The sequence below is a fragment of the Nonomuraea antimicrobica genome, from assembly GCF_039536965.1.
In the GTDB taxonomy this organism is placed as follows: domain Bacteria; phylum Actinomycetota; class Actinomycetes; order Streptosporangiales; family Streptosporangiaceae; genus Nonomuraea; species Nonomuraea antimicrobica.
This window is the reverse complement of the sequence record NZ_BAAAZP010000077.1, coordinates 71171-95750: the sequence shown is the minus strand read 5'-3', so window position 1 is coordinate 95750 and position 24580 is coordinate 71171. Positions and strand designations below refer to the sequence as shown.

22 protein-coding genes are annotated in these 24580 nt (G+C 71.6%); 10 read left to right on the top strand and 12 right to left on the bottom strand.

What is annotated here, in order from left to right; translation table 11 throughout:
- Positions 1 to 18: 18 nt before the first annotated feature.
- Complete coding sequence (locus ABD844_RS20380) at positions 19 to 1506, bottom strand: MFS transporter (protein WP_344879873.1); 1488 nt, start codon at positions 1504 to 1506, stop codon at positions 19 to 21.
- Between the two features lie 84 nt (positions 1507 to 1590).
- Here ABD844_RS20380 and ABD844_RS20375 point away from each other — a divergent pair, with 84 nt between their 5' ends.
- A complete protein-coding gene (locus ABD844_RS20375; RefSeq protein ID WP_344879870.1) occupies positions 1591 to 1983 on the top strand; it encodes a winged helix-turn-helix transcriptional regulator in 393 nt (130 codons plus the stop codon).
- 12 nt (positions 1984 to 1995) lie between these two features.
- On the opposite strand, the gene ABD844_RS20370 is transcribed toward ABD844_RS20375, so the two are convergent.
- Complete coding sequence (locus tag ABD844_RS20370; protein WP_344879867.1) at positions 1996 to 5820, bottom strand: S8 family serine peptidase; 3825 nt, start codon at positions 5818 to 5820, stop codon at positions 1996 to 1998.
- Positions 5821 to 5936: 116 nt separating this feature from the next.
- Between ABD844_RS20370 and ABD844_RS20365 the strand changes: the two genes are divergently transcribed.
- Complete coding sequence (locus ABD844_RS20365) at positions 5937 to 6884, top strand: helix-turn-helix domain-containing protein (RefSeq protein WP_344879864.1); 948 nt, start codon at positions 5937 to 5939, stop codon at positions 6882 to 6884.
- A 37-nt stretch (positions 6885 to 6921) separates the two neighbouring features.
- Entirely contained in the window at positions 6922 to 7890 is a 969-nt protein-coding gene (locus tag ABD844_RS20360; RefSeq protein ID WP_344879861.1) for a transcriptional regulator, read from the top strand.
- Here ABD844_RS20360 and ABD844_RS20355 read toward each other — a convergent pair.
- Positions 7864 to 8268: a winged helix-turn-helix transcriptional regulator gene (locus ABD844_RS20355; protein ID WP_344879858.1), complete on the bottom strand. Its 405-nt coding sequence runs from the start codon at positions 8266 to 8268 to the stop codon at positions 7864 to 7866. The genes ABD844_RS20360 and ABD844_RS20355 overlap by 27 nt on opposite strands.
- A 165-nt stretch (positions 8269 to 8433) precedes the next feature.
- Between ABD844_RS20355 and ABD844_RS20350 the strand changes: the two genes are divergently transcribed.
- Positions 8434 to 8838 carry a RidA family protein gene (locus tag ABD844_RS20350; RefSeq protein ID WP_344879855.1) on the top strand — a complete coding sequence of 135 codons (405 nt, stop codon included), beginning with the start codon at positions 8434 to 8436 and terminating at the stop codon, positions 8836 to 8838.
- Between the two features lie 113 nt (positions 8839 to 8951).
- Here the strand turns inward: ABD844_RS20350 and lgt are convergent, their stop codons facing one another.
- On the bottom strand, positions 8952 to 9851 hold the full coding sequence (gene lgt, locus ABD844_RS20345) for a prolipoprotein diacylglyceryl transferase (protein ID WP_344879852.1): 900 nt from the start codon (positions 9849 to 9851) through the stop codon (positions 8952 to 8954).
- Between the two features lie 307 nt (positions 9852 to 10158).
- On the opposite strand from lgt, the gene ABD844_RS20340 reads away from it, so the two are divergent.
- The gene (locus ABD844_RS20340; protein ID WP_344879849.1) at positions 10159 to 11328 is read left to right on the top strand and encodes a phosphatidylinositol-specific phospholipase C1-like protein; all 1170 of its coding nucleotides are present in this window, start codon (positions 10159 to 10161) and stop codon (positions 11326 to 11328) included.
- Between the two features lie 62 nt (positions 11329 to 11390).
- On the opposite strand, the gene ABD844_RS20335 is transcribed toward ABD844_RS20340, so the two are convergent.
- From ABD844_RS20335 to ABD844_RS20320, 4 genes are all read right to left on the bottom strand, one after another.
- Complete coding sequence (locus tag ABD844_RS20335; RefSeq protein ID WP_344879846.1) at positions 11391 to 12782, bottom strand: cytochrome b; 1392 nt, start codon at positions 12780 to 12782, stop codon at positions 11391 to 11393.
- Positions 12783 to 12904: 122 nt separating this feature from the next.
- Positions 12905 to 13591 carry a response regulator gene (locus ABD844_RS20330; protein WP_344879843.1) on the bottom strand — a complete coding sequence of 229 codons (687 nt, stop codon included), beginning with the start codon at positions 13589 to 13591 and terminating at the stop codon, positions 12905 to 12907.
- The gene (locus ABD844_RS20325) at positions 13588 to 14748 is read right to left on the bottom strand and encodes a sensor histidine kinase (RefSeq protein ID WP_344879840.1); all 1161 of its coding nucleotides are present in this window, start codon (positions 14746 to 14748) and stop codon (positions 13588 to 13590) included. Before ABD844_RS20325 ends, ABD844_RS20330 begins: the two co-directional genes overlap by 4 nt.
- A 23-nt stretch (positions 14749 to 14771) precedes the next feature.
- Positions 14772 to 15353: a hypothetical protein gene (locus tag ABD844_RS20320; protein ID WP_344879837.1), complete on the bottom strand. Its 582-nt coding sequence runs from the start codon at positions 15351 to 15353 to the stop codon at positions 14772 to 14774.
- Between the two features lie 137 nt (positions 15354 to 15490).
- Here ABD844_RS20320 and ABD844_RS20315 point away from each other — a divergent pair, with 137 nt between their 5' ends.
- Genes ABD844_RS20315 through ABD844_RS20305 form a run of 3 tightly spaced genes read left to right on the top strand, consistent with a single transcriptional unit; the run spans position 15491 to position 18563 of the window.
- Positions 15491 to 16030 carry a PadR family transcriptional regulator gene (locus tag ABD844_RS20315; protein WP_425568617.1) on the top strand — a complete coding sequence of 180 codons (540 nt, stop codon included), beginning with the start codon at positions 15491 to 15493 and terminating at the stop codon, positions 16028 to 16030.
- Positions 16027 to 16767, top strand: coding sequence for an ABC transporter ATP-binding protein (locus ABD844_RS20310; RefSeq protein ID WP_344879831.1), 741 nt, complete (start codon positions 16027 to 16029; stop codon positions 16765 to 16767). Before ABD844_RS20315 ends, ABD844_RS20310 begins: the two co-directional genes overlap by 4 nt.
- Before the next feature lie 5 nt (positions 16768 to 16772).
- A complete protein-coding gene (locus ABD844_RS20305) occupies positions 16773 to 18563 on the top strand; it encodes an ABC transporter permease (RefSeq protein ID WP_344879827.1) in 1791 nt (596 codons plus the stop codon).
- Between the two features lie 29 nt (positions 18564 to 18592).
- Here ABD844_RS20305 and ABD844_RS20300 read toward each other — a convergent pair whose 3' ends face one another.
- Positions 18593 to 19375 (bottom strand): methyltransferase domain-containing protein, encoded by a 783-nt coding sequence (locus tag ABD844_RS20300; RefSeq protein WP_344879824.1) that lies wholly within the window; start codon positions 19373 to 19375, stop codon positions 18593 to 18595.
- A 165-nt stretch (positions 19376 to 19540) separates the two neighbouring features.
- Here ABD844_RS20300 and ABD844_RS20295 point away from each other — a divergent pair, with 165 nt between their 5' ends.
- Both ABD844_RS20295 and ABD844_RS20290 read left to right on the top strand, forming a co-directional pair.
- A complete protein-coding gene (locus ABD844_RS20295; RefSeq protein WP_344879821.1) occupies positions 19541 to 20701 on the top strand; it encodes a sensor histidine kinase in 1161 nt (386 codons plus the stop codon).
- On the top strand, positions 20698 to 21390 hold the full coding sequence (locus tag ABD844_RS20290) for a response regulator (RefSeq protein WP_344879818.1): 693 nt from the start codon (positions 20698 to 20700) through the stop codon (positions 21388 to 21390). Before ABD844_RS20295 ends, ABD844_RS20290 begins: the two co-directional genes overlap by 4 nt.
- Positions 21391 to 21405: 15 nt before the next feature.
- Here the strand turns inward: ABD844_RS20290 and ABD844_RS20285 are convergent, their stop codons facing one another.
- From ABD844_RS20285 to ABD844_RS20275, 3 genes are read right to left on the bottom strand one after another with little or no spacing between them, the layout of a single operon-like run.
- Complete coding sequence (locus ABD844_RS20285) at positions 21406 to 22443, bottom strand: methyltransferase (protein ID WP_344879814.1); 1038 nt, start codon at positions 22441 to 22443, stop codon at positions 21406 to 21408.
- An 8-nt stretch (positions 22444 to 22451) separates the two neighbouring features.
- Complete coding sequence (locus ABD844_RS20280; protein WP_344879811.1) at positions 22452 to 23093, bottom strand: DUF6875 domain-containing protein; 642 nt, start codon at positions 23091 to 23093, stop codon at positions 22452 to 22454.
- 16 nt (positions 23094 to 23109) lie between these two features.
- Positions 23110 to 24543, bottom strand: a complete 1434-nt coding sequence (locus ABD844_RS20275; protein WP_344879808.1) for a glycosyltransferase family 39 protein — start codon at positions 24541 to 24543, stop codon at positions 23110 to 23112.
- Positions 24544 to 24580: the final 37 nt, after the last annotated feature.

Sequence of the window (24580 nt, the reverse complement as noted above, 5' to 3'; positions counted from 1 at the left end):
CGGCCGTCCCGCGCGTCCCTACGACTGCGCGGGAACGGAGGCGCCCTCGGCGTCCGACGGCGTCCCGTCCTCGGGCCGCCCGGGCGCGGACGGCCTGGGCGACGACAGTACGGTGGCCGCGAGCAGGAACGCCACGACGAGCAGCCCGGCCGCGACGCTGAAGGCCAGACGGTAGCCCTCGGTGAGAGCCACCGCGGTCGCGATGTCGCCGCCGGAGCCCGCGCCCTGCGCGTGCGAACTTGCGACGGTGGCCAGGGCCGCGACGCCGACGGCGCCCCCGATCTGCTGGGTGGTGTTGAGCAGCCCGGAGGCCAGGCCCGAGTCGGCGGGCGTGGCACCCGACATGGCCAGCCCGATGACCGCCGGAAGCGCCAGGCCCCCGCCGACCCCGAGCAGGATCACGGCGGGGAGGACGTCCACCGCGTAGGCGGCGTGCACGGGAAGGCGGGCGAGCAGCAGGAGGGCGACCGCGGTGGACACCAGACCGGCGAGCAGCACCTTACGTCCGCCGAAGCGGGTCATGAGCCGCGCCACCAGGCCCAGCGAGATCACCGCGATCACGATGGGACCGGGCAGGTACGCCAGGCCGGTCTCGATGGCGGTGTACCCGTTGACCGACTGCAGGTACAGGGCCAGCAGGAACTGGAAGCCGAACAGGGCGGCCACGAACAGGATCTGGACGACGTTGGCCCCCCAGAGGGGACGTGACCGGAAGAGGCGCAGCGGCAGCAGCGGGTCGGCCGCCTTCGCCTGCCGCAGCACGAACCCCGCGAGCAGCACGATCGACACGGCGCCGAAGCCCAGCGTGTGGGCCGAGCCCCAGCCGTGCACCTCGGCCTGGTTGATGGTGTAGACCAGCAGCATCAACCCCGACGTGACCAGGAACGCGCCCAGCAGGTCGGCGCCCGCGCCGAAGCCGAGCCCGCGGTCGGCCTGGAACAGCCGGGCGGCCAGGGCCACGATGACGATCCCGATGGGGACGTTGATGTAGAAGATCGAATACCAGCCGACGGCCTGGGTGAGCACTCCTCCGGCGATGACGCCGATCGAGCCCCCCGCCGCGGCCACGAAGCTGAAGACGCCGATGGCCTTGGCCTGTTCGCGCGGCTCGGTGAACATCGTCACGATCATGCCCAAGGTCACGGCGCTGGCCATGGCGCCGCCGACGCCCTGGAGGAACCTCCCGGCGATCAGCACTTCCTGGCTTCCCGACAGACCGCAGAGCAGGGAGGCCGCGGTGAACAGCGTGATGCCGGCCAGGAACATGCGCTTGCGGCCGATGAGGTCGCCGAGCCGTCCTGACAGCAGGAGCAGGCCACCGAACGCGATCATGTACGCGTTGACGAGCCAGGACAGGCTGGTCTGGGAGAAGCTCAGGGCCGAGCCGATCGTGGGCAGCGCCACGGTGACGATGCTCCCGTCGAGCACGATCATCAATGTGCCCGCGCAGAGCACGTACAGTGCCGGCCAGCGCAGGCGCTCGGCCCGGACGGCTGTCTCGCCCATGGGTCACCTTCATTCCTAGGTAGATGACTTGTTACCGAGGCCATCATTTGTGACCATGGAGGTCGAGCGGAAGAAGGCACATTCATGGTTCAGCGGAACACCGATGTATCAGTGCAGGTCAGCGGCTCGCACGACACGGCGGCCTGCACGGTCATCGAGGTGCTCGACCGGGTCAGCGGCAAGTGGGCCATCGGGATCCTGATCGCGACCGCGCACGGCCCGGTGCGGTTCACGGAGCTGGAGCGGAGCATCAAGGGCATCAGCCGGCGCATGCTGACGCTTACCCTGCGCAACCTGGAGCGCGACGGCCTGCTCGTCAGGAAGGTCTATCCGACGGTGCCGCCCAAGGTCGAGTACACCGCCACGGACATCGCCCTCGAACTGTACGAGTCCCTGGCCTCGCTCACCTCGTGGGCGGAGCGGCACCGTACGGCGATCGCCGCCGCCCGCGACGCCTACGACCGCGCCGAGCGGTAGGTGGCGACCCTGTCACTTCAGGCCGTACGCGCGGTGGACGGTCTGGTCGACGCTGTTCCCCTCGCTGTCGGTGGCCTGGACCCTGATGCCCACGGCGCCCGTCGTCCGGCTCAGTGCGGGCGGGGTGATGGTGGCCTGCCCGGAGCCCGAGGTGCGGACCGGCGTCCAGTGGGCGCCGTCGTCGAAGGTGACCGCGAGCTTGAGGTCGGTGACCTTCGCGTCCGCCACGCCCAGCGAGCCGTGGTAGCCGGTGACGGTGATCCGGTGCGGCGTGCCGGCCTTGACCCGGTTGTCCAGGTCGAGGGGCACGTCGTAGCGGAGGTTGAGCCGCCTGGCCGGCTCGCACGGCGCGGCCTTGCCGGTGACGAACCACGCCAGGCAGAGCCCCTCGTCCGGCGTCGTGATGCCGCCGGTCGGCCGCTTCGAGCGGAACGTCCACGTGCTCTCGACGTCCCTGGCGTACAACTGCGACGGGTTCGGGGTGCGGAAGCGGTCGGTGAGCCGGTACTCCGCGTCCTGCTCCGGCAGGACGAAGGTCGGCACGGTGACCGCGAAGATGCCGAGCACCGCCTGGGCCTCGGTGAGCGGGACCTCCTGGCCGTCGCGGTAGAGGCGCAACTCGTCCCTGCCACCGTGCACGTCGCTCTGGAAGTTCGCGTTGTACGCGAACGCCTCCTGATGGGCGGGGACCGGCCCCATGATCGGGAGGGCGGCCACGAAGAGGTCGTCGGTCCGGCACGGGAAGCACTGCGCGGTGCCGGCGTCGAGCACCGCCCCGGAGACGACGAGGTTGCCCGGCACGCGGGGCTGGCTCCCCCACGCCTCGGTACGCGAGCCGGCGGAGGCGAAGACGTCCATGGCGGTCGCGGCCAGCGCGCGCCGGCTGTAGTAGTCGGCGCCCTCGTCGTAGGTCATCGTGGTCGCGCGGGTCCACACGACGTCCGGGGAGACCGGGCCGACGTACTCGGTCATGGCCGTCTGCGCGCGCCGGGCGTGGTCGAGCGACCAGGGCCCGGCGTACTTGCCCGGGTGGGTCAGCAGGGTGACCGACGTGCTCAGCCCCACCTGGCCGGGTCGGTCGGAGTGGAACCGGTCCTCGATCCGCTGCAGGTCCCGCGTGCCGACCGCGTATCCGAGGTCGGCGGGGACCCGGCCGCGCTCGGGGAACGCCAGCGAGTACAGGTACGGCGTGGTCGGCGTGCCCTCCGCCCTGACCGTCACCGGGCGACGCCCGGCGAGCGCGGCCAGCGCCCGGCCCTGCTTCGCGGTCAGGCTCATGGTCGGGACGGGGTACGTGGGCCAGCTCGCCCCCGGGTCGAGGAAGGCCCGGTTGACGGCCCCGTACCCGAGCACTCCCACGGCGCCGGCCTGCTGGGCGGCCTTGACCCGGTCGAGGGCGTTGCCGGAGCAGGTCATCGTGGGGCAGAGGTCCGACAGGTCGAGCAGGACGAGCCTGCCGCGCGCGTCCAGGCCGGTGAGGTCGGCGCCCGTGCCCGCGTTGACCACCTGGAGCGTGCTGCGGCCGTCGAGTTTGGGGGTCTGCGGGTCCACGTTCTGGTAGCGCGGCATCAGCTCGGGCCCGCCGGGCACCTCCATGGTGATGGCGGGGGCGCCGAGCTGGAAGCGTCCGGCGAGGGTGAACGTCCCCTGGGTGACCTCGCGGGTGGGCAGCAGCACGTAGTTGTGCAGCCCGTACTGCGGGTAGAGCGCGTTCACGTCCACGGAGGCGACGCCGTTGGCGGCGGTGCGCCGGTAGGCGTAGTGCGAGGCGTACGTCTCGGAGTCGCGCGGCGTGCGTACGGACACCTTGCGCGCCTTGCGCAGGTCGAACGTGACCGTGGTGTCCTCGGTGACGTCGAGCTGCGGCTCGGCGGGCAGCGACTGGACCCACTCGCCGTCCGCGCCGCGCCAGGCCAGCGCGGTGGCCACGTGGTAGGTGCCGGGGTAGACCTCGGTCTCGGTCTCGGCGCCGGAGGCGGGGTAGTAGGCGTACTGGAGGTCGTCCCGGTCGTCGGTGCGCATCAGCATCCACGGGATCTCCGTCGGGGCGCTCGCGCCGTCGGGCAGCACCAGCCGGGTCCGCACGGTGACCTTCCTGGGCTCGACGAACGCCCCGACCGCCGTGCTCACCTGGATCTCGCCGGCGGCGTCCGTGGCGCGGACGAAGCCCTCGTACCAGGTGTCGGGGCTCGCGGGCGTGAACGTGACGGCGACCGGGGCGGTGCCGTGCGCGGGGACGGTGACCGTGTCGCGGTCGAGGGAGAGCGTACGCTCCGGCAGCGGGCCGCCCCGGTGCGCCGAGACGCCGGTGCGCAGGGTGAGGGTCACCGGCTGGTCGCCGTCGTTGGCGTAGGTGAGGGTCTTGGTGACCGGGCCGTTCTGCGGCGAGGCCAGGAAGCCGAAGTCGATGTTGCCCGACGCACGTACCTGTTGCGTGACGGCGCGTGCCACGTCGACCCGGCCCGCGCCCTGTTCGTAGGCGCCCTGGCCGTCGCCGTGGACGCTGCTGGTGAGCGCGGCCTTGAGCTGGGTGTTCGTCCAGTCGGGGTGCTGCTGGGCGAGCAGCGCGGCGGCGCCGGCGACGTGGGGGGTGGCCATCGACGTGCCGGAGGCGGTGGTGTAGCCGTCCTCGGCCGGGGTGCCCATGGACGTGCCGTCCGCGCGGGCGGCGACGATGTCCACGCCAGGGGCGCTGAGGTCGGGCTTGAGCCCGTAGTCGATCGCGGTGGGACCTCTGCTGGAGAACGACGCGAGCGCGTCCGAGCGGTCCACCGCGGCGACCGTCAGCGCCGACGCGGCCGTGCCCGGCGAGCCGATCATGCGGTTCTCGCCGTCGTTGCCCGCGGCGACCACGAACAGCGCGCCCGACTCCGCCGAGAGCTTGTCGACCGCCTGGTCGATCGGGTTGCCGGGGCCGGGGCAGCAGGCGCCCAGGCTCAGGTTGATCACGCGGGCCCGCTGGGAGACCGCCCACTGCATGCCGGCGATGATGTCGGACTCCAGGCCGCTGCCGCGGTTGTTGAGCACCTTGCCCACCAGCAGCGAGGACTCGGGCGCGACCCCCGTGTACCTGTCACCGCCGCCCGCGATGATGGAGGCGACGTGCGTGCCGTGGCCGTGGCCGTCGCGCGCGCTCGACTCCGAGCTGAAGTTCTCCGCCGCCGCGATCCGGCCGGCCAGGTCGGGGTGCGTGCTGTCGACGCCGGTGTCGAGCACGGCCACCTTGACGCCCGCACCCTTCAGCCCGGCCGCCCACGCGCGCGGCGCGCCGATCTGCTCGACGCTGCGGTCGAGCGAGACCTGGACCTTGCGGTCGAGCCAGATCTTGGTCGGCCCGGCCTTGGCCGCCGTGCCGATCCCGGACCAGAACCGGGTGGCGGTCCTCTTGTCCACCTTCACGGCCGCGCCGTCGATGCTGGCCAGGGTGCGCGCCCCCGCGACCTGCCCGTGCTGGACGATCAGCGGCAGGGTGGCGCTCTCCGCGTCGGCGTACCCGTTGCCCGCCAGGTAGGCCACGTCGAACAGGCCGCGGTCCAGGCGTCCGGACGAGACGAGGTCCATGGCGTCGGCTGGGTACACGTAGTAGGAGTCGCGCTCGCGTACGGACAGGAAGAAGACCGGCGCCCCGCCCGGCCGCTCGGCCGGGTCGACGGTCGCCTGCGGGCTCCCGTCAGTGCCGGTGCCGTAGGTCACGACGTCGCCGGTGATCAGAGTGATCTTCTTCGACTGCTCGCCCTCGACGCCGGCCACCGGGGGCGGCGCCGCGGGAGGGACGGCAGGAGTGGCCATTCCGGTGGAGAACAGCAGGCCAAAGGCGACGAGCGACCGGCGGATCATGGGTCTCCTCAGAGATCATCGTGTCCCTGACGAACCATGACAGATCACCGTAAATCCGCGAAAGATCGGACTGCGTCCTCTTTCCGCCACCTACGGAAATAGGACATGCTGGGATCGTGCTGGAGATCATCGGGCTCTCGCACGCCGAACAGGCTCTGTACGAGGCGCTGGTCGAGCGCTCCCCCGCCACGCTCGGCGAGCTGGGCCACGCCGCGCCCACGGCCGCCAGGCTGGAGCAGCTCGGGCTGATCACCCGCCTGCCGGACGACCCGCCGCGCTACGTGGCCGTCTCCCCGGAGACGGGGCTCGACGCGCTGATCCGGGCCCGCACCAGAGAGCTGGCCGCGGCCCGCCACCGCGCCGCCCAGCTCGGGGCCCGCTTCCACGGCGCCGCGCCCGGCCAGGACTCCACCGACCTGGTGGAGGTGGTGGTGGGCAAGGACGCGGTCAGCCGCGCCTTCCAACGGCTCCAGGAGAGCGCCCGGCGGCTGATCCGCGTCCTGGACGCGCCGCCGTACGCGACGCCGGTGGGCGGGAACGCGGTGGAGTTCGAGCTGCTGGAGCGGGGCGTCGAGTATCGGGCGCTGTACGACAGGCGGGCCATGGAGGTGCCGGGCACCCAGTCGCTCATCACCCGCTACGTGGCGGCCGGCGAGCAGGCCCGCGTCGGCGACGTACCGGTCAAGCTGGCGCTCAACGACCACCCGATGGCGATCATGCCGTTGCGGCACGACGGGCACGACGTGGAGTCCGCGCTGGTGGTGCACGACTCGACGCTGCTCGACGCGCTGGCCGCGCTGTTCGAGATGTGCTGGGAGCGGGCCGTGCCGCTGCAGGTCAGACACGGACGCCTGGCCGAGGCGACCGGCCCGGCCGACGCGCGGCGCGACCTGCTGCCGTTGCTCGCCGCCGGGCTGACCGACCCGGCGATCGCCGCGCACCTCGGCTGGAGCGACCGTACGGTACGCCGCCACGTCCGCGCGATGATGCTCCGGCTGGACGCGCAGACCCGCTTCCAAGCCGGTTACCAGGCGGTCCTCCGCGGCTGGCTGGACGAGCCATGACACCCTGCCCGCCGCCCACCGCTCGTGGTGCGCAGTCGTGACCTCCCTCTCGGCGCTCGGGTTCGGCCCGGACGAGGAGGCGCTGTACGAGCTGCTGGTCGACCACTCCCCCGCCACCCTGGACCAGCTCTTCGCGGCCTGGCCGCGCGCCGACCTCGTGCCCCTGCTGGCCGCGCTGGAGGCCAGAGGGCTGCTCAGCAGCTCTCCCGGCCCACCGGCCCGCTACGCCGCGGTCGCCCCGGAGGTCGCGCTCGACGTCCTCCTGCTCGCCGCCGAACGCGATCTGCTGCTGGTCCGCGAACGGGCCCGCGAGCTGGAGGAGGTGTTCCAGGAACGCGCCAGGAAGCGAACTCCCCCGGTCGTCGTCGAGGTCGTCACCGGGCGGCGGGCGGTCGAGCAGCGGCACGCCCAGATCCAGCGGGCGGCCAGGCAACAGCTCCGCTGCCTGTCCAAGCCGCCCTATTTCGACCCGCTCGGCAGCGTGACCGCCCAGCGGGAGCTGCTCGAACGCGGCGTCACCAGCCGCATGATCTACGAACGGGACTTCGTGGCCCGCGCGGGCGCGCTGTGGCGGATCGAGGCGATGGTCGAGGCCGGCCAGCAGGCCCGGGTGCTGCCCGCCCTGCCGATGAAGTCGTACGTCGTGGACGACCGGCTGGCGCTGCTCCTGCTCAGGCACGAGCCACCGGACGCGCCCGCGGCGCTGGTCATCCACCCCTCGGGGCTGCTGGAGGCGTTGATCCGGCTGTTCGAGGGGCTGTGGCAGCGGGCGCTGCCGCTGGGCGGCCTGGCCCCGTCGGACCACGATCCGCCCAGGGACGACGCCCGGCTGGTCGCGCTGCTGCTGTCCGGCCTCACCGACGAGGCCATCGCCCGCCAGCTCGGCGTCAGCTCCCGAACGGCCGAGCGGCGGATCGCCGGACTGATGGCCCGGCTCGGCGCGCGTACCCGCTTCCAGGCAGGCGTCCAGGCGGCCAGGTCAAAGGAGCGGGGCGGCGCCTCCTAGCGTGTGGAAACTGCGGCGGGCGGCTTCGATGTGGCCGAAGTACTGGTGGGTCCAGCCGCAGATCAGATCGACCGTTGCGCGCAGGGCCTGGCCCGGCTCGGTGAGGGTGTACTCGACCCGTGGCGGCACGGTCGGGTGCACCTTTCGCTCAGCCAGGCCGTTGCGCTCCAGCATGCGCAGATTCTGAGTGAGCATCTTGTGGCTTATGCCCTCGACCTCGTCCCGCAGCTCGCTGAAGCGCAGGGTGCGCTCACCGAGCGCCTCGATGATCAGCAACGCCCACTTGTTGGCGACATCCGAGAAGATCTCCCGTGCCAGGGAGTCCGCGCGCCTCAGATCCGCTTCGTCGGCCGAGCCGTTGAACTGCTTGGTCACCATCTGGTTCCCCAGTCACTGAAAAGTGCGTTCTTCCACGTCAGTCCACACTCTCCTATGGTTTCTGAGTAACCACAAGAGAGCACATACGTCGTATTCGGCGGACTTGGGCTCACGGGCGTCGCCTGTGTGCTCACCCGACCGGAAGAAAGGCCGATGGGAGACCTCATGGCTGTTTCACTCATCAACCCTGACGGGCATGTCCGAGTCCCGATCTACCACCACGTCGCGGTGGCGACGGGTAGCAGGCAGGTCCACATCGCGGGACAGGTCGCCTGGGACGAGAACGGCGAGCTTGTGGCACCCGGCGACCTCGCCGGACAGGTCGCCCAGGTCTACCGCAACGTCTCCAAGGCGCTCAATGCGGCAGGAGCGACGTTCCACGACGTCGTCCGCTTCACGTGGTACGCCGCAGGCTGGAAGAGAGAAATGTACGACGCCTTCAACGCGGGCATCGAACAGGCGGCCCGCGAGTTCGACATCGCCACGCCGCCGGCCGCGCTGATCGGGGTCGACATCCTCTTCGAGCCTGGCATCCTCGTTGAGGCCGAGGTTACCGCGATCATCGATTGAGGACGGTCGAGGGCGAAGTCTCCTCGGCGGCCTCGATGACCGGCCGGCTGATGACGTCCTTGCCGACGTTGGCGTCCACGATGCCCCGCGACGGCGAGAATGACCGGGTCGCGTCAGGTGCTCTCGCTCGGATTGGAGACCTGCCTGCCGTTCTCCTCGCGCGGGGCCTTGTGTGGTGAGGGCGGCACCACGATCTGTTCGGTGTTCTTGTTACGCGTCACCCAGAGGTAGACCAGCGCGCCGACGAACAGCACGATCGAGGTCCACTGGTTGATCCGCAGCCCCAGGAGCGTCACCGCGTGGTCCACCCCGCCGACCGGGTCGATCCGCAGCCCTTCGATCCAGAATCGGCCGAACGTGTAGCCGGCGACGTAGAGGGCGAACAGGCGGCCGTGGCGCAGCGTGGTGAACCGCCTGCCGGCCAGGATCAGTCCGAAACCGAGCGCCGCGTTCCATAGCGACTCGTACAGGAACGTCGGGTGGTAGAGCACGCCCGGCTCGCCGCCGTGCGCCTGGTCGATCCCCAGGCCCCACGGCAACGTGGTCGGGCTGCCGTACAGCTCCTGGTTGAACCAGTTGCCCCAGCGGGCGATCGCCTGCCCGAACGCGATGCCGGGCGCGACCGTGTCGGCCACGGCGCCCAGGGGCAGCCCTCGGCGGCGGCAGGCCAGCCACACGCCCACGCCTCCCAGGGCGACCGCGCCCCAGATGCTGAGCCCGCCTTCCCAAATGAACAGCGCCCGGTAGGGCTCCTTGATCGCGCGCGGGCCGAAGTAGGTCTGCCAGTCGGTGATGACGTGGTAGAGGCGCGCCCCGATCAGGCCGAAGATCACGGCGGGAACCGCGATGTCGCCGATCGCGCCCTTCTCGCCGCCGCGGGCGCGCCAGCGGCGCTCGCTCAGCCAGATGCCGAAGCCGATCGCGATGATGAAGCACAATGCGTAGGCGCGGATCGGGATGAATCCGAGATGCCAGACCCCTTCGGGAGGGCTGGGAATCGAGGCGAGAGCCATGCCGGTGAGGCTAGCCAACGCGAGGCCACTTGGCCGCCTTCGTGACCTGATCGCGAACCTTCTGCGACATGACGCGGCACAGCCGAACCGGTGTGGTCACACCACCGACGCGCCCACACGGCATCGACCAGAGATCAAAGGCCCGCGCCCGCAGCAGCCACTACTGGAAACGGTTTCTGCGCCCTCTGCAGGTATATGGGCGATTTGCCGGAAATTCATGAAGAACCGCAAAGTTCCTTAACCTGAATGATCACTGGAGTGGCCAGGCTCTCCTGGCAGATCGACGTCACACCCCTGGAGTCACCTCGTGCCATCCCGTTCGTTCCGGATCGCCTTCGGCGCCGCCGCGCTGCTCACGGCGAGCGCCTTCCTCACCCTTCCGTCCTCCGGCGCGAGCGCGGCGGACAAGTCCGCGCGCAACGACGTGCGGATGAACCAGATCCAGGTGATCGCCACGCACAACAGCTACCACCGCGAGCTCACCGACGCCGAGAAGGACGTCCAGCGCAAGACGGACGCGAACTGGTGGAACCTCGCCTACTCCCACGCCTCCCTGCCCCTGCAGTTCTCCCGCCAGCAGGTACGCGGCATCGAGCTGGACGTCTTCCCCGACCCCCAGGGCGGCCTGTACTCCGCCCCCCTGGTACGCCGCGACGCGGGCCTCGGCCCCATCACCGACCCCGCCATGGCCACGCCGGGCATGAAGGTGCTGCACTGGGCCGACCACGACTACGGCACCTCCTGCGCGACGCTGGTCACCTGCCTGCGACAGGTACGTGACTGGTCCACCGCCAACGCCGGCCACGTGCCGATCCCGATCCTGCTGGAGCTGAAGACGACCGACCCGAAGAAGGAGGCGGCGGGCGGGGCCAAGAGCCCCAAGTGGGACACCACCCTGCTGGACCAGCTCGACGCCGAGATCCGGTCGGTGTTCTCCGACAACGACCTGATCACCCCCGACGACGTCCGCAAGAACGGCCTGACGCTCGAACAGTCCGTGCTCAAGCACGGCTGGCCCACCCTCGACTCCGCCCGCGGCAAGGTGCTGTTCCTGATGGACAACCAGGACCCCGCCGTGCAGGGGCCCTACCTCCAGGACCGGCCGAACCTCGAGGGCCGCGTCCTGTTCGTCAACTCGCGGCCAGGCAGGCAGGACGCCGCCTTCGTCGGCTGGAACGAGCCCGCCGGGACCAACACCGCGGTCATCCAGGACATGGTGCGCAAGGGCTACTTCGTCCGGACCCGCTCCGACGTGCCGTTCACCGAGGCCCGCTCAGGGGACACCTCCCGGCTGACCGCCTCCCTGACCAGCGGCGCCCAGGTGATCAGCACCGACTTCCCCGTGGTCGGGCTGGCCGCCCGCAACGGCAGTGACTACGTCGCCGAGCTGCCCGACGGCGGCACCGCGCGCTGCAACCCGGTGAACGCGCCCCGCAAGTGCGACTCCGACCGCCTCGAATCGCTGCGCACCCGTTGATCACGACCCCGTGACCAGGGCGGAGGTGGCCGTGCCGTCGTCCGGCCGCCTCCGCCGTCCCGTCATCTCCCCGAGGTGATCGCCGGCTCCCTGTGCTCCTGCGGTGCGGGCGCCAGCCGTTCGTGGAATCCGCCGTCCGGGGAGCGCGTGATGATTCCCGTCTCCACTCCGTGCTCGGCCACGTGGCGGTCCGAGTGCTGGAGTGCGAGGCAGATCCACCGGGCGACGACGAAGGCGATGACGGGGCCGATGACCACGGCGAACCTGAAGAAGATCGTCACGGCCTCGACGGTGAGGTGGAACTGGTGGGCGATGTGGTCGTTGGCCGCGGCCGCCCACATCAGGCCGTAGAACGTGACGCCGGCGACCGCGAGAGCCGTCTTCACCGGCGTGTCCCGTGGCCGGTCGAGCAGGTCGTGCGCGCGCCTCTCCCTGGCCACGCGGCTCGTGGCCTTGGGACGGCCGAGCGCGTCGCGGCGACCGCGGCGCGCGAGGACGAGACGCTCGGCCATCGGGTACGCGGCCAGGGCCGTGAAGAACACCCCGGGGACCACCAGCGTGGGGACGAGGACCGCGAGGCTGAGCGTGTAGTCACCGAGGGACAGCTCCCACCCGGGCATGATCCGCAGGGCCCCGTCGAGGAACCCCATGTACCAGTCGGGCACCGAGCCGGCCGAGATCTGCGACGGCCTGGCGGGGCCGTACAGCCAGATGGGGGCGATCTGGAACCCGAACCCGAGGATGATCAGCAGGCCGACCGTCGTGGCCGCCATCAGCGGGCGCGCGCCGCGCCGCGCCGGCAGCGAGGCGACGAACCGGGAGTGGCCGTGCCGTCGCACCAGCAGCTCGCGGGTGATCAGCAGCGCGGCCAGGACGGCCGAGACCAGCAGGTGCCCGCCGTACATGACCGGGACGACCCTGTCGCCGGGGAACTCCGGGCCGAACAGCAGCGACACCGCCCAGCCGCCTACCACGGGGACGGACTGCGCGACCGACATGATCAGCCACATGCTCCCGCCCGACAGCAGGTCGTCGGGCAGGACGTTGCCGGTCTCGCCCGCCACCATGCCCAGCGCGAGCAGCGTCACCCAGATCAGCCACTGCCCGGTACGCGGGCGGCGGAACGCCCCGGTGAGGAACATGCGCAGCAACTGCAGCACGACGGCCGCCACGAAGACGAGCGCCGCCCAGTGGTGGACCTGGCGGACGAGCAGCCCGCCGCGCACCTCCAGGCTCAGGTGCATGGTCGAGTCGAAGGCCGCGCTGACGAAGAGCCCGCGCAGCGGACCGTACGAGCCGTCATACGTCACCTGGGACATGCCGGGGTCGTAGAACACCATCAGCACCGCCCCGGTCACCGCCAGCACGACGAACGACCAGACGGCGATCTCCGCGAACATGAACGACCAATGGGAGAACTGGAACGAGCGGCGCTTGGCCGGCGACGAACGCATTTGAGCCCCCTAACCTTCCCTCACCCACGAAGACGGGATCGGGCCGGGGCTTGTGACAGCGTTGGGGCGCCGGCGACGGTGATTCCCGTCACTGTCGCCGGCCCCCGGTCAGCCGGTCAGGGTCATGGGCCGGTCGCGGCACCGGGCGTGATGAGCCCCGTCTCGTACGCGGCGATCACCGCCTGCACCCGGTCGCGCAGCCCCAGTTTGGTGAGCACGTTGCTGACGTGGGTCTTCACGGTGTGCTCGCTGACCACCATCTCCCGCGCGATCTCGGCGTTGGACAGCCCTCGGGCGATCATCCACAGCGTCTCCCGCTCGCGTCCGGTCAGCACCGACAGCCGCCCGGAGGACGGCCCAGAGGACGGCACTGCGGGCGGGGGCGCGGCCCTGGAGGTGAAGTCGGCGATCAGTTTCGTGGTGATGGACGGGGCCAGCAGCGACTCGCCGGCCGCGACGACGCGTACGGCGTGGACGAGGTCGTCACGGCGGACGTCCTTGAGCAGGAAGCCGCTCGCGCCCGCGCGCAGCGCGTCGTAGACGTAGTCGTCCAGGTCGAACGTGGTCAGCATGAGGACGCGGCAGTCGCCGTCGGCGCAGATGACGCGGGCGGCCTCGATGCCGTCCATGATGGGCATGCGGATGTCGAGCAGGAGCAGGTCGGGCCGGTGCGCGCGGACGGCGGCGATCGCCTGTGCCCCGTCGCCCGCCTCGGCGACGACCTCGATGTCCGGCTGGGCGTCGAGGATCATGCCGAACCCGGCGCGTACCAGCTCCTGGTCGTCGGCCACCACGACGCGGATGCTCATGAGGCGGCCCGCGGGAGCCGGACCCGCACCAGGAAGCCGGGCGCGCCCTCGCGCGGGCCCGCGACCGCGCTGCCGCCGCACGCGGCGGCGCGTTCGCGGATGCCGATCAGGCCGTGGCCGCCCGAGGGGAGCGCCGGGTCGCGTCCGTGGCCGTCGTCGGTGATGTCGATCATGAGTGCGTGGTCCTGCCAGGTGAGGGCGACGTCGGCGCGGGTGGCGTCCGCGTGCTTGACGATGTTGGTGAGGGCTTCCTGAACGATCCGGTACGCGGCCACCTCGGTGTCGGGCGACAGCGGCCGGGGCTCGCCCGTGGTGGAGTATGTCACGTGGAGTCCGGTGGTCCCGACCTGCTCGGCCAGGGAGGGCAGCGCGCCGATGGTGGGCTGGGGGCCGCGGGGGCCTTCTTCCTCCTTGAGGACGTTCAGCAGGCGGCGGAGCTGGTCCATGGCGTCGCGGCCGGCGGTGGCGATGGCGTCGAAGGCGGCGACCGCGCGGGCCGGGTTCGCGGTGACGGCCACGGGGCCGGCCTCGGCCTGCACGACCATGACGCTGACCGCGTGGGCCAGGATGTCGTGCATGTCGCGGGCGATCCTGGCCCGCTCGCGCTCGGCGGCGCGTTCGGCCTCGATCTCGCGCTCGCGGGTGAGCCGGGCGGCGCGCTCCTCCAGTGCCGCGGCCTGGGCGCGGGAGGAGGCGGCGGCGCGGCCGATGGCGTAGGCGGCGACGAACAGCACGATGCCGCGCAGCGCGGTCTCGGACGAGCCGACGACGATCAGGCCGCCGGCGATCGTGACGGCGAACATCGACCAGCGGACCCACCGGGTGCGGGTGGCGGCCACGGTGTAGAAGGCCGCCAGGCTGCCGTACCAGATGGGCTGGCGGGCCACGTCGTCCACGACGTCGTACGAGGCGGTGGCGAGCAGCGTACAGACCAGGACGGTCACGGGTGCGCGGCGCCGCCAGACCAACGGCACCGAGGCGGCGATCACGGCGACGTATCCCCACCAGTGCCACGGCCGCCCCGACAGGCTGTGGGTGGCGAGCAACGGCCACAGTTGCACGCCCAGCACCAGCGCCGCGAGGGCGGCGTCCACCAGCATCGGCGGCAACGTGGCCGACCAGCGGCGGAAGCGCATGACATACCTGGACTCGGACATAAAGCCCATTTTTCCCCGTGGTGTCACGAGACGGCGACGGCGTGGCGTCCGACGGGAGCCTGACGGGCGAGCGAGACGAACGAGATCAGCAGGAAGAGCGCGCCGAGCGGGATGAGGTCCTTGTCGACGAACGGCAGGGTCACGTCGAGCAGCACCAGCACGGGCATCCACGCCTTGACCCGGCGCCGCACGGCGAGCTGCACCATCAGAGCGGGCAGCCCCAGGGAGAACAGGACCGGCCCGCCGCTGTAGACGACGATCGAGACGCCGGGCACGCTCTGGACGCTGTCGAACAGCACGCCCATGCCCTCGTGGTCGGCGGCCAGGAACCCGACCACGACGTCGATCCCGAACTGCGCGAGCAGCGTCGCGACGCCGACGGTGCCGGCCACGGCGCTCACGGTGGACAGCGCGTCCCGCCCGGCCATGGCGCGCAGCCGCCAGAAGATCTGGGCGAACAGGACGAGTGCCGCCATGAAGGCGAGGTGACCCGCGGTCCAGGCGAAGCCGGGGCCGCGACTGCCGTCGAGCCCGTCGATGATGCGCAGGACGCCGTAGGCGAACACGAGCAGGGGTGCGGCGATGTAGGCGAAGCGGGAGTTCATGGAGGGAGATCCTGCTCCTGGGAACGGGTGGCGGACATCGCCGGTGAGAGGGATCCGCGAACTCCCCCGCGGGAGCGAGCCGCTGTTTTGACATCCACCACAGCTAACCGCTAACTATTAGCTAGCCGTTAGGGGGGATGGAAGTGCAGGACGCAGTACTGGCGATGCTCGCCAAAGAGCCGTCACACGGGTACCACCTACGCGCCCGGCTGCGCCAGAGCCTTGGCCCGCTGGGCGAGTCGATGAACCCCGGTCAGATCTACGTGACCCTGGCCCGGCTGGAGAAGGCCGGGCTCGTCGTCTGCGAGCGGGCCGACGGCCTGCCCGAACGGCCCGAGCGCAAGGTCTACGCGCTGACGCCGGCCGGGCAGCAGCGGGTGGCCGCCTGGCTGGCCGAGGTGGGCTGGCCGAAACCGGACCTGGCGGAGTTCCATCTCAAGCTCGTCGCCGCCGCCGCGGCCCGGCTCGCCGACCCGGTCGAGCTGGTGGCGGCCCAGCGCCGTGAGCTGCTGCGCCGCCTGCGTGAGGCGCAGCGCGCGGTGCTGGCCGAACCGGCGCGGTCGGCCGCCGGCCTGCTGCTGGAAGGGGTCGTGCTGCGCCTGCAGGCGGACCTGCGCTGGCTGGCGGCCTGCGAACGGGCCTGGTCCGACGCCGCAGAGAGAGCTGATGACGAGTGAACGTGGTACGTGACGTGGTCCGGGTCCGCGGCCTGGTGAAGCACCACGGTCAGGGGCAGAGCCGGGTCCGCGCGGTCGACGACGTCGACCTGGAGGTGCCCGAGGGGCAGACGCTGGCGGTCACGGGGCCCAGCGGCTGCGGGAAGTCAACCCTGCTCCACCTGCTGGGCGGCCTGGAGCGGCCGACCGACGGGGAGATCTGGCTGGCCGGGCGGCGCGTCGACACCCTGAGCGAGCGGGCTCTGGCACGCCTGCGGCGCCGGTCGGTGGGGTTCGTCTTCCAGGCGTTCCACCTCATGGACGAGCTGTCGGCGGCCGAGAACGTGGAGCTGCCCGCGCTGCTGGCCGGACGCTCGCGGCGCGAGGCCAGGCGGCGCGCGAGCCTGCTGCTGGACCGGGTCGGGCTCGCCGGCCGCGCCCGGCACCTGCCCTCGCAACTGTCCGGCGGGCAGCGCCAGCGGATCGCCATCGCCCGCGCCCTGGCCAACGACCCGCTGGTCGTCCTGGCCGACGAGCCGACCGGCAACCTCGACACCGCGGCGACCCGCGAGGTGCTGAGGATCTTCGAGGACCTGCGCGGCGCGGGGCACACCCTCGTGATCGTCACGCACGACGAGCGGGTCGCGGCCACCGCGGACCGGCTGATCTCGATGCGTGACGGGATGTTCGTCGACGACACCCGGCTGGCCGGCTCCCACCCGCGCGGGCTCGGCGGGCTGATCGGGCTGGAGGGCTGAACGTCATGGGCTCCATCGTGCTCGTCGTGCGCCTGGTGCTGGCCGACGTGCGCCGGCACCGCGCCCAGGCCGCGATGCTGCTGCTCGCGGTCACCGTGGCCACCGCCACGATGGCCCTGGGCCTGTCCCTGAGCGGCGCGAGCGACGCGCTGTACGAGCAGACCCGCGCGGCCACCGCCGGGCCGGACCTGGTGGCGCTTTCCGGCGACACGGGCCCCGCCGTGACCTCGGCCCTGGCCTCGCTGGCGGACGACCCCGAGGTGGTCGCCCACCATGGCCCCTATCGCATCGTCTACGCCGGCCTCACCACGCGCGAGTCCACCGCGTCGCCCGTGGTGGTGCACGGCTTCGCCGAGAAGCCCGGCGCGGTCAACCGCCCGCTGGTGACCTCGGGTCAGTGGGTACGCTCCGGCGGCACGGTCCTCGAACGCGGCTTCGCCACCGCGCTGGGCGTCGGCGTCGGCGACCGCGTCACCATCGCCGGCCGCGCGTACCCCGTCGTCGGGATCGCCGTCACCGCGGCCACCTCCATCTACCCCTGGGCATCGCAGATCGGCCCGGGCGGTGGCCCCAGCGACTACACCGGCCTGGCCTGGATGACCCGATCGGATGCCAGGAGACTGGCGTCGTCCCAAGACCTCCCGGTGACCCTGGCCATGGACCTCAGGCTGCGCGACCCCGCCGCGACCGAGGCGTTCATCGACGCCCACCACCTCTCGGCCGCCAGGGCGAACTTCCACTCCTGGCAGTTCAGAGCACAGCAGGACCTGGTCATCCTCAGGAACAGCCAGCCGATCCTGGTCGTCGGAAGCTGGCTGCTCAGCTTCCTGGCCATCACCGGGGTGGCGGCGCTGGCCGCGGGACGGGCCGTCGAACAGACGCGCCGGGCGGGGCTGCTCAAGGCCGTCGGTGCCGCCCCGGGGCTGATCGCCGCCGTCCTGCTCACCGAGTATCTGGCGCTGGCGCTGGCCGGCGACGCGCTGGGGCTGGTGATCGCCCGCCTGACCGTGCCCGTTATCGCCAGCCCCACCGCCAGCCGGATCGGCGACGTGGCCGGGCCCGGCGGCGCCACCGTCATCACGACGACCGTACTCGCGGTGGCGGTGGCGGTGCTGTCGACGCTGCGTCCCACGCTGCGGGCCATGCGTACGGCGACCGTCACGGCGCTGTCCGCCACCGCGCACCAGCCCCGTCACCGCCCCTGGCTCACCGCGCTGTCCGCGCTGCTGCCCACCCCGCTGCTGCTCGGGCTGCGGCTGACCGCCCGCCGTCCGGGCCGCGCCGTGCTGCAGGCGTGCTCCACCGCCACCACAGTGATCGCGATCGTCGCCCTGCTGACCCTCCACGCCCAGCCGGTCAGGGGCTACGGCCTGAACGGCTCCTCCGTTCTGCCCAACCTGATGGTCGAGCACGGCCGCCAGGTGATGCTCGCCGTCACCATCCTGCTGATCGCCCTCGCCGTCGTGAACACCCTCACGTTCACCTGGACCACCGCCATCGAGGCCAGGGCGAACATGGCCATCGCGCGCACGCTCGGCGCCACCCCCGGGCAGATCGCCGCAGGGCTGTCCACCGCCCAGCTCCTGCCCAGTCTGCCCGGTGCCGTGCTCGGCATCCCTCTCGGCGTCGGCCTGCTCTCGCTCTTCGCCGCCAGGAACGCGGTGGAGGCCCCCTTCCCCTGGCTGCTCGGGGCCGCCCTCGCGACTCTCCTGGCGACGATGGCACTCACCGCCCTGCCCGCACGCCTGGCGGCCCGGCGGCCCGTGGCCCAGACCCTCAGCGCCGAAGCGGCCTGACCGCCCCTCGTGTGGCGCCACGTCAGGCGTCAAGCCGCCGGGAAGGAAGAGGGGGAGGCCGCGGGCGGTGTCCGTACCGGGTCGCCCATCAGGATGACGTGCCGGACGTGCCGCCAGATGGGGTCTCTGCCGTACTCCTTGGTGCCGCGCAGCAAGCCTCCGCCGGCGGCCGCGATGGTCTCGACCTCGTGCCGCGGAATCGGGTGCATCCGCATGGGAGCGGGATAGCGGAGCACCATTCGCTGAATGAGGCGCAGAAGTGATTGGGGAATCACCCGCGCGGCCAGCCCCACCAGCGGATTTTTCGCCCGGTCGGGAATGCCCACGACCACCGCTCCGCCGGGCCTGGCGACCCGGAGAAGTTCGCGAAGATAGTCACGGGCCAGCTCGGGTGGAAGATGTTGCAGGACCCGGTCCGTGTAAACCAGGTCGAAACTCTCGTCGTCGAAGCAGGCGAGGTCGGGCGCCGTTCTGTGCACGAAGCGCACCCGGCCGCCGCTGCGGTCGAGTCGGCGTGCCTGCTGGAGCATGGGCTCGGAGATGTCCACGCCGACCACCTCCGAGAAATGCCTGGCCAGCGCACTCGTCAGCCGCCCGGCGCCGCAGCCGAAGTCCAGCGCCCGGCCCCCGGGGACAGAGATTCCGTGTCGTCCCAGCCAGGCCAGGTCACCGTCAACCTGGCTGATCCCGGTGGCCATGAATTCGTCGTCCGACCATTTACCGTGGCGTTTTCCCGGTTCGGTGAGAACCGCCCACAGCGGGTCGCTCCTGCCTAGCTCGGTCCAGTCTTTCCCGATCTCGTTCAGGCTCACGGTCAGCACCATAGTCAGCCCTTTACCCCGTTCTCTTCGACAGGGAGAAGGAATTGTCAGGCAACGGGTGTTGCGTCGCGCGTCATTCTCGCGGAGGAGCGCCCGGTCGTGAGCGGGGGGTTATCCTCGACGTACGCCATCCATGGGACCTTCGCAAAGGACGCTATGCGATACCCCCGCCGGGCCAACGACGTCCTCCTCACGGTCGGCGCGACCGCGTGCCATCTGCTCGTCTGGATGGCGAACCACGAGCCGCGGCTCTCCGCGACGCCGTTGACGGTCCTGGTCCTGGTCGCCCCGACCGTCCCGCTGCTCTGGCGCCGGACCCACCCCCAGCTCGTGTTCGTCGCGGTGTTCGTCGCGTGCGTGGCCTGGTCGGTGCTGGTCCGCCCGTACACGGACGTGCAGATCGCCCCGCTGTTCCTGGCCGTGGCGCTGTACTCGCTCGCCCGCCACGCCCCGACGGCGCGTGCGGTGGCCGGGCTGATCGGAGTGTGCGCCCTGATCGTCGTCGACGTCGTCGCCTCGTCGTGGCCGGGCGGGCTGTCGGCCGCCGTGGGCACGCTGGTGGTCCTGCTCACCTTCCCCATCTGCATCTGGCTGCTCGGGCACGGCCGGCGCCGGATCGGCATCGACGTCCAGCGGCTGCGCGAGCTGACCGGCCAGCTCCGCGCCGAGCGGGAGCTGAGCGCCCGCAGGGCGGTCGTCGCCGAGCGCGCCCACATCGCCCGCGACCTGCACGACGTGGTCGCCCATCACCTCAGCGCCATCGCCGTGGTGGCGCACGCCAACGCCGAGGTGGCGGCGGACGACAATCCGGTGCGGAAGGGGCTGACCACGATCGCCGCCACGGCCGACACCGCGTTGGCCGACATGCGGCGCCTGCTCGGCCTGCTCGCCGCCAGCGACGAGCCCGGGGAGCCGTCGCCTGAGGCGTCCCTCGGTGACCTGCGACAGCTCACGGAGGCCGCGCGGGGCGCCGGATGCACGCTCGACGTGAGCATGGACGACGACCTCGACCTGCTGTCGCGCTCCCTCCACCTCACCGCCTACCGCATCGTGCAGGAAGGTCTGACGAACGTCATCAAGCACGCGGCCCCGACCGACGTCACTCTCCGCGTTCGGCGCCAGGGCCCCGAGCTGCGCATCAGCCTCACCAACGGCCCGTCCCGCGCCGTCCGGCACCGCATCGGCGGCGCGGGAATGGGCCTGACCGGGTTACGCGAACGCGTCAAACTGCTCGACGGCACCCTGCGGGCCGGCCCTGCCGACGACGGCGGCTGGCGGTTGCTCGCCACGCTCCCGCTCGGTCTGGAGGCCGGGTGACGAGGCCGCCGCTGCGCATCGTCCTCGCCGACGACCAGTCGGTCGTCCGCGCGGCGCTGCGGATGGTGATCGAACGCCGCGCGGACCTCCAGGTGGTGTCCGAGGCCGCCGACGGCGCCCAGGCGGTGGCCGCCGCCTTCGAGTTCAGGCCGGACGTCGTGGTCATGGACGTGCGCATGCCCGGGATGACGGGGGTCGACGCCACCAGGGCCATCGTCAGAGACTGGCCCCACGCGGACCCCCACCCGAAGATCCTCATGCTCACCACGTTCGACCTCGACGAGTACGTCCACGCCGCCCTGCACGCCGGCGCCGCCGGTTTCCTGCTCAAGAACAGCCAGCCCGACCAACTGGCGGATGCGATCAGGATCGTCGCCGAGGGCGAGTCCGTCCTGTCGCCGTCCACGACCCGCCGCCTCATCAACGTCTTCACCCGCCTGCCGACCGCCCACCACTCGGCGGCGGGGCGGGACGACCTGGTCGGCCGGCTCACAGAACGAGAGCTGGACGTCCTGGTCCTGCTGGCCAAGGGCCACACCAACACGGAGATCGCCGACAGCCTCGGGCTGACGGAGTCGAGCGTCCGCAGCCGCGTCAACCGCATCCTGACGCGGCTGCGGCTCGACAACCGGGTCCAGGCCGCGCTGGCCGCCTACCGCGCCGGGCTGATCCCGGACGAGGAGCCATGACGCGCGGCCCCTCGGTCACGTCGCGCCCGGCGTGCCTGCCTCGATCACCATGGCTCCGCTGCTCAGCCGATGGCGGGCGCGCACCTCGAAACCGGCATCGGAGAGCAGCCGGCCGAACTCCCCTGCCGTTCGCTCGCGACCGTCCACGACGGACATCATGTACAGGTCCATCAAGCTCACCATCCGTGCGTGCGGGCCGCGCGGCGCCCGTTCGTCGGCCGTCCGCTCGATGATCGCGAGCGTGGCGTGCGCCGGCATCGCCCGGCGGCAGACGGCGAGCAGATCGAGGCACAGCTTGTCGGTCCAGTCATGGAGGATGTCGCGCAGCACGTACAGGTCGCCGCCCTCGGGCACCTCCGAGAAGAAGTCGCCCGCCACGACCGCGCACCTGTCGCCGACCCCCGCCGCCTTGACACGCACCCGCGCCTTCTCCACGACGGCCGGCCGGTCGAACAGCACGCCTCGCGAGGCCGGCGCCGCGATCAGGAGATGGGCCAGCAGGGCGCCGTCGCCGCCGCCCACGTCCACGATCGTGGGATGGTCGGCGAAACCGAGGGATTTGAGCTGCTCCAGCGTGACCTCGATGTCGGACGCCTGCGAGGCGTAGAAGACCGATCGCAGCTCGGGATCCCGGCCCAGGTAGGTGAAGAAGTCCAGGCCGAAGATCTCGTCGAAGGCGGGCCGGCCCGTGTGGAGGGTCTCCAGCAGCCCGTCCCACGACCGGCCGACCTCGCCGCCGGCGAGCCTCGCCGACGCCCACGCCGATCCCGGCACATCGCTGCGCAGGGTCGTACCGAAGGGCGTGAGCGCGAAGGCCCCGTCCGGCTGCTCGTCGAGCACCTCGAACGCGACCAGCGCGGTCAGCAGCCTGCGGAGCGGGTGCGGCGGTGTGCCGGTCCGCAGCGACAGCTCCGCCGCGGTCAGCGACCGCTCGGCCAGCAGATCCGGGATGCGCAACGCCGCCGCGGCGGACACCGCCGAGGACGCGAGGCGCCCGAGGATCAGCATGCGCATCTTGACGGCGTGGTCGTAATGCCCGGAGTCCAATTCCACCTTCTCCTTCACGCGTTCGCCAGCGACTGCCTGGCCGCCGCTTCCGCCCGCTCCAACTGTGCCGTCCAGTGCTCGTTGAGCCGCCCGTCGAATAGTCCCCGGTAATAGCCGAGATAGGTGAGCAGCCGCTGCGGGGTCGGTTCGTGTTTGGCGAAGAACAGGACGTCGGCCGGGACGATCGGGCGCATCCCGAGGAGCGGGACGGGGCTGGCGAACGGCCGGAAGTCGTCGTTGTGCAGCCCGGGCAGCTCGTGATCGGGCCAGAAGTCGCCGGCCATGAAACCGGCCTGGACGAACTCGGGCCGCAGCGTGGCGTGGACCCGGTCTACCATCGCCTTCAGCTCCGGTTCCGGCAGCCCGTACGGCACGACCATCGACACCAGGTACGTCCGGTTCGGCCCGAGTGCCGCGCCGCGCCGTACCATGTCCGCGCGCAGGGTCCTGGCCAGGTCCACGAGGGCGTCGTCGCCCCGGGTGGCGTCGTACGACCGCAGGGTCACGTAGTCGTGACGCAGTGCCCGCACCATGAAGGGGCACACCACGCCGTCCCGCCCGAGGTCCGGATGGGGGTTGGGGGTGTACTCGCTGATCCATCGGCGGGCCAGCTCCATCCGCTCGTCGGACACGGGGAGTGACGCGGGGAGTGACACGGGGAGTCTCCTTTCGTCATGCGCTGATATGCCGGAGCTGTGGCCACAGGCGGCTCCACCGCTCCTTGGGGTCGTGGCAGACGAGCACGGGCTCGTTCTGGAGACCGAATCGGCCACGTTCCTCACATCTGTCGAACAACTCCGTGAAGCCGGGCTGGACGTTGACGGCGATGACCACCGTCTTGTCGTCGGCGGGCCGCGCGAAGGCGTGCAGGGAGTTGTGCCCGCTGTAGACCGGCGGCAGGGCGTTCTCCGGCCCGTACCTGGCGAGGGCGCCGGCCTCGGCGTACGTGCCGCCGAACAGCACCGCGCGTTCCCGCTCGCCGGGAGGGAGCGAGCGGTACACGGCGCCGACCTGACCGGCCAGTTCTGGCCAGCCGATCTGTTTCGTGGTGATCTGGGCGATGCCGAGTACCGGATACCGCGCCAGCCAGGACTCCGGGATGATCGGCAGGCCTGCCACCGCCGTGTAGACGCCGTTGCCGGCCAGCGCGGCCACCAGCGCCACGCGACGCAGGACTCCCGACGTCCACCGCGCCGCCGGCACGCATCCGGCGGCGACCAGCGTGACCAGGCAGCCCATCGCGTAGTGCACCTTGCCCGCGCTGAGCACCACGAGCGCGGCCACGATCAGGAAGCCGACGCCGAGCGCGCGATAGCGCCGCCACCGCGGCCACCGGAACAGCGCGAGCAGCCCCGCGACCCACAGCGGAGTGACCAACGGCCCGATCAGAATGACCTGGAACGGCAGGAACATCACCCGGGTGGCGGTGCTCCCGATCGCCCCGATCTGCTGGGCCATCTCCAGTTGCGGCCACCCATGGGCCGCCTGCCAGACCAGGGCCGGCGAGGCCACCAGGGCGGCGCACCCGATCCCGGCCCACAGGTGCGGGCCGCGCAGCACCCGCCGCGGCCCGGCCAGCAGTATCCCGCCCACCAGGCCGATCGCGAGCAGCACGACCAGGTTCTTGGCGAGCAGGCCGACGCCGCCGACCAGGCCGGCGACCAGCCACAGGCGCGGCTCCCCGGTACGCAGGATCCGGATCACCAGCCAGCTCATCGCCACCCACACGGGGATGTCGACGGTCGCGGTGTGCAACATGTGGCCCACCGCCGTGGGGAACATCGAGACCGCGGTGGCGACGGCGGCGAGCACCTGGGCCCGGCGGGCGCCACCGAGCTCCCTGGCGACCAGCGCGGCCAGCAGCACGGTGAGCCCGGCCAGCAACGCCGGTATCACCCTGATGGCGATCACGGTGTCGCCGAACAACGCGATCTGCAACCGCGCGAGCAGCGGCACGAGCGGCGGCTGGTCGACGTATCCCCAGTCCAGGTGCTGCCCGGCGACGCGGAAGTACAGCTCGTCGGCGTCGTAGCCGTACCGGCCGCTGAGCGCGAGCAGCAGCGCGGTCAACGAGCCGCCCACCGCCGCCACCGGCCGCCACGCCACGGAAACGAGACCAGGACCTGTCGCCGTGTTTGCCTCT

What these genes read in the sequence shown, in the direction of transcription:
- ABD844_RS20330 (WP_344879843.1), bottom strand. Translation starts at nt 13,591, where the DNA reads ATGAGCATCCGCGTCGTGGTGGCCGACGACCAGGAGCTGGTACGCGCC.
- ABD844_RS20320 (WP_344879837.1), bottom strand. Translation starts at nt 15,353, where the DNA reads ATGAACTCCCGCTTCGCCTACATCGCCGCACCCCTGCTCGTGTTCGCC.
- ABD844_RS20315 (WP_425568617.1), top strand. Translation starts at nt 15,491, where the DNA reads ATGGAAGTGCAGGACGCAGTACTGGCGATGCTCGCCAAAGAGCCGTCA.
- ABD844_RS20375 (WP_344879870.1), top strand. Translation starts at nt 1,591, where the DNA reads ATGGTTCAGCGGAACACCGATGTATCAGTGCAGGTCAGCGGCTCGCAC.
- lgt (WP_344879852.1), bottom strand. Translation starts at nt 9,851, where the DNA reads ATGGCTCTCGCCTCGATTCCCAGCCCTCCCGAAGGGGTCTGGCATCTC.
- ABD844_RS20325 (WP_344879840.1), bottom strand. Translation starts at nt 14,748, where the DNA reads ATGTCCGAGTCCAGGTATGTCATGCGCTTCCGCCGCTGGTCGGCCACG.
- ABD844_RS20335 (WP_344879846.1), bottom strand. Translation starts at nt 12,782, where the DNA reads ATGCGTTCGTCGCCGGCCAAGCGCCGCTCGTTCCAGTTCTCCCATTGG.
- ABD844_RS20350 (WP_344879855.1), top strand. Translation starts at nt 8,434, where the DNA reads ATGGCTGTTTCACTCATCAACCCTGACGGGCATGTCCGAGTCCCGATC.
- ABD844_RS20355 (WP_344879858.1), bottom strand. Translation starts at nt 8,268, where the DNA reads ATGGTGACCAAGCAGTTCAACGGCTCGGCCGACGAAGCGGATCTGAGG.
- ABD844_RS20370 (WP_344879867.1), bottom strand. Translation starts at nt 5,820, where the DNA reads ATGATCCGCCGGTCGCTCGTCGCCTTTGGCCTGCTGTTCTCCACCGGA.
- ABD844_RS20295 (WP_344879821.1), top strand. Translation starts at nt 19,541, where the DNA reads ATGCGATACCCCCGCCGGGCCAACGACGTCCTCCTCACGGTCGGCGCG.
- ABD844_RS20380 (WP_344879873.1), bottom strand. Translation starts at nt 1,506, where the DNA reads ATGGGCGAGACAGCCGTCCGGGCCGAGCGCCTGCGCTGGCCGGCACTG.
- ABD844_RS20305 (WP_344879827.1), top strand. Translation starts at nt 16,773, where the DNA reads ATGGGCTCCATCGTGCTCGTCGTGCGCCTGGTGCTGGCCGACGTGCGC.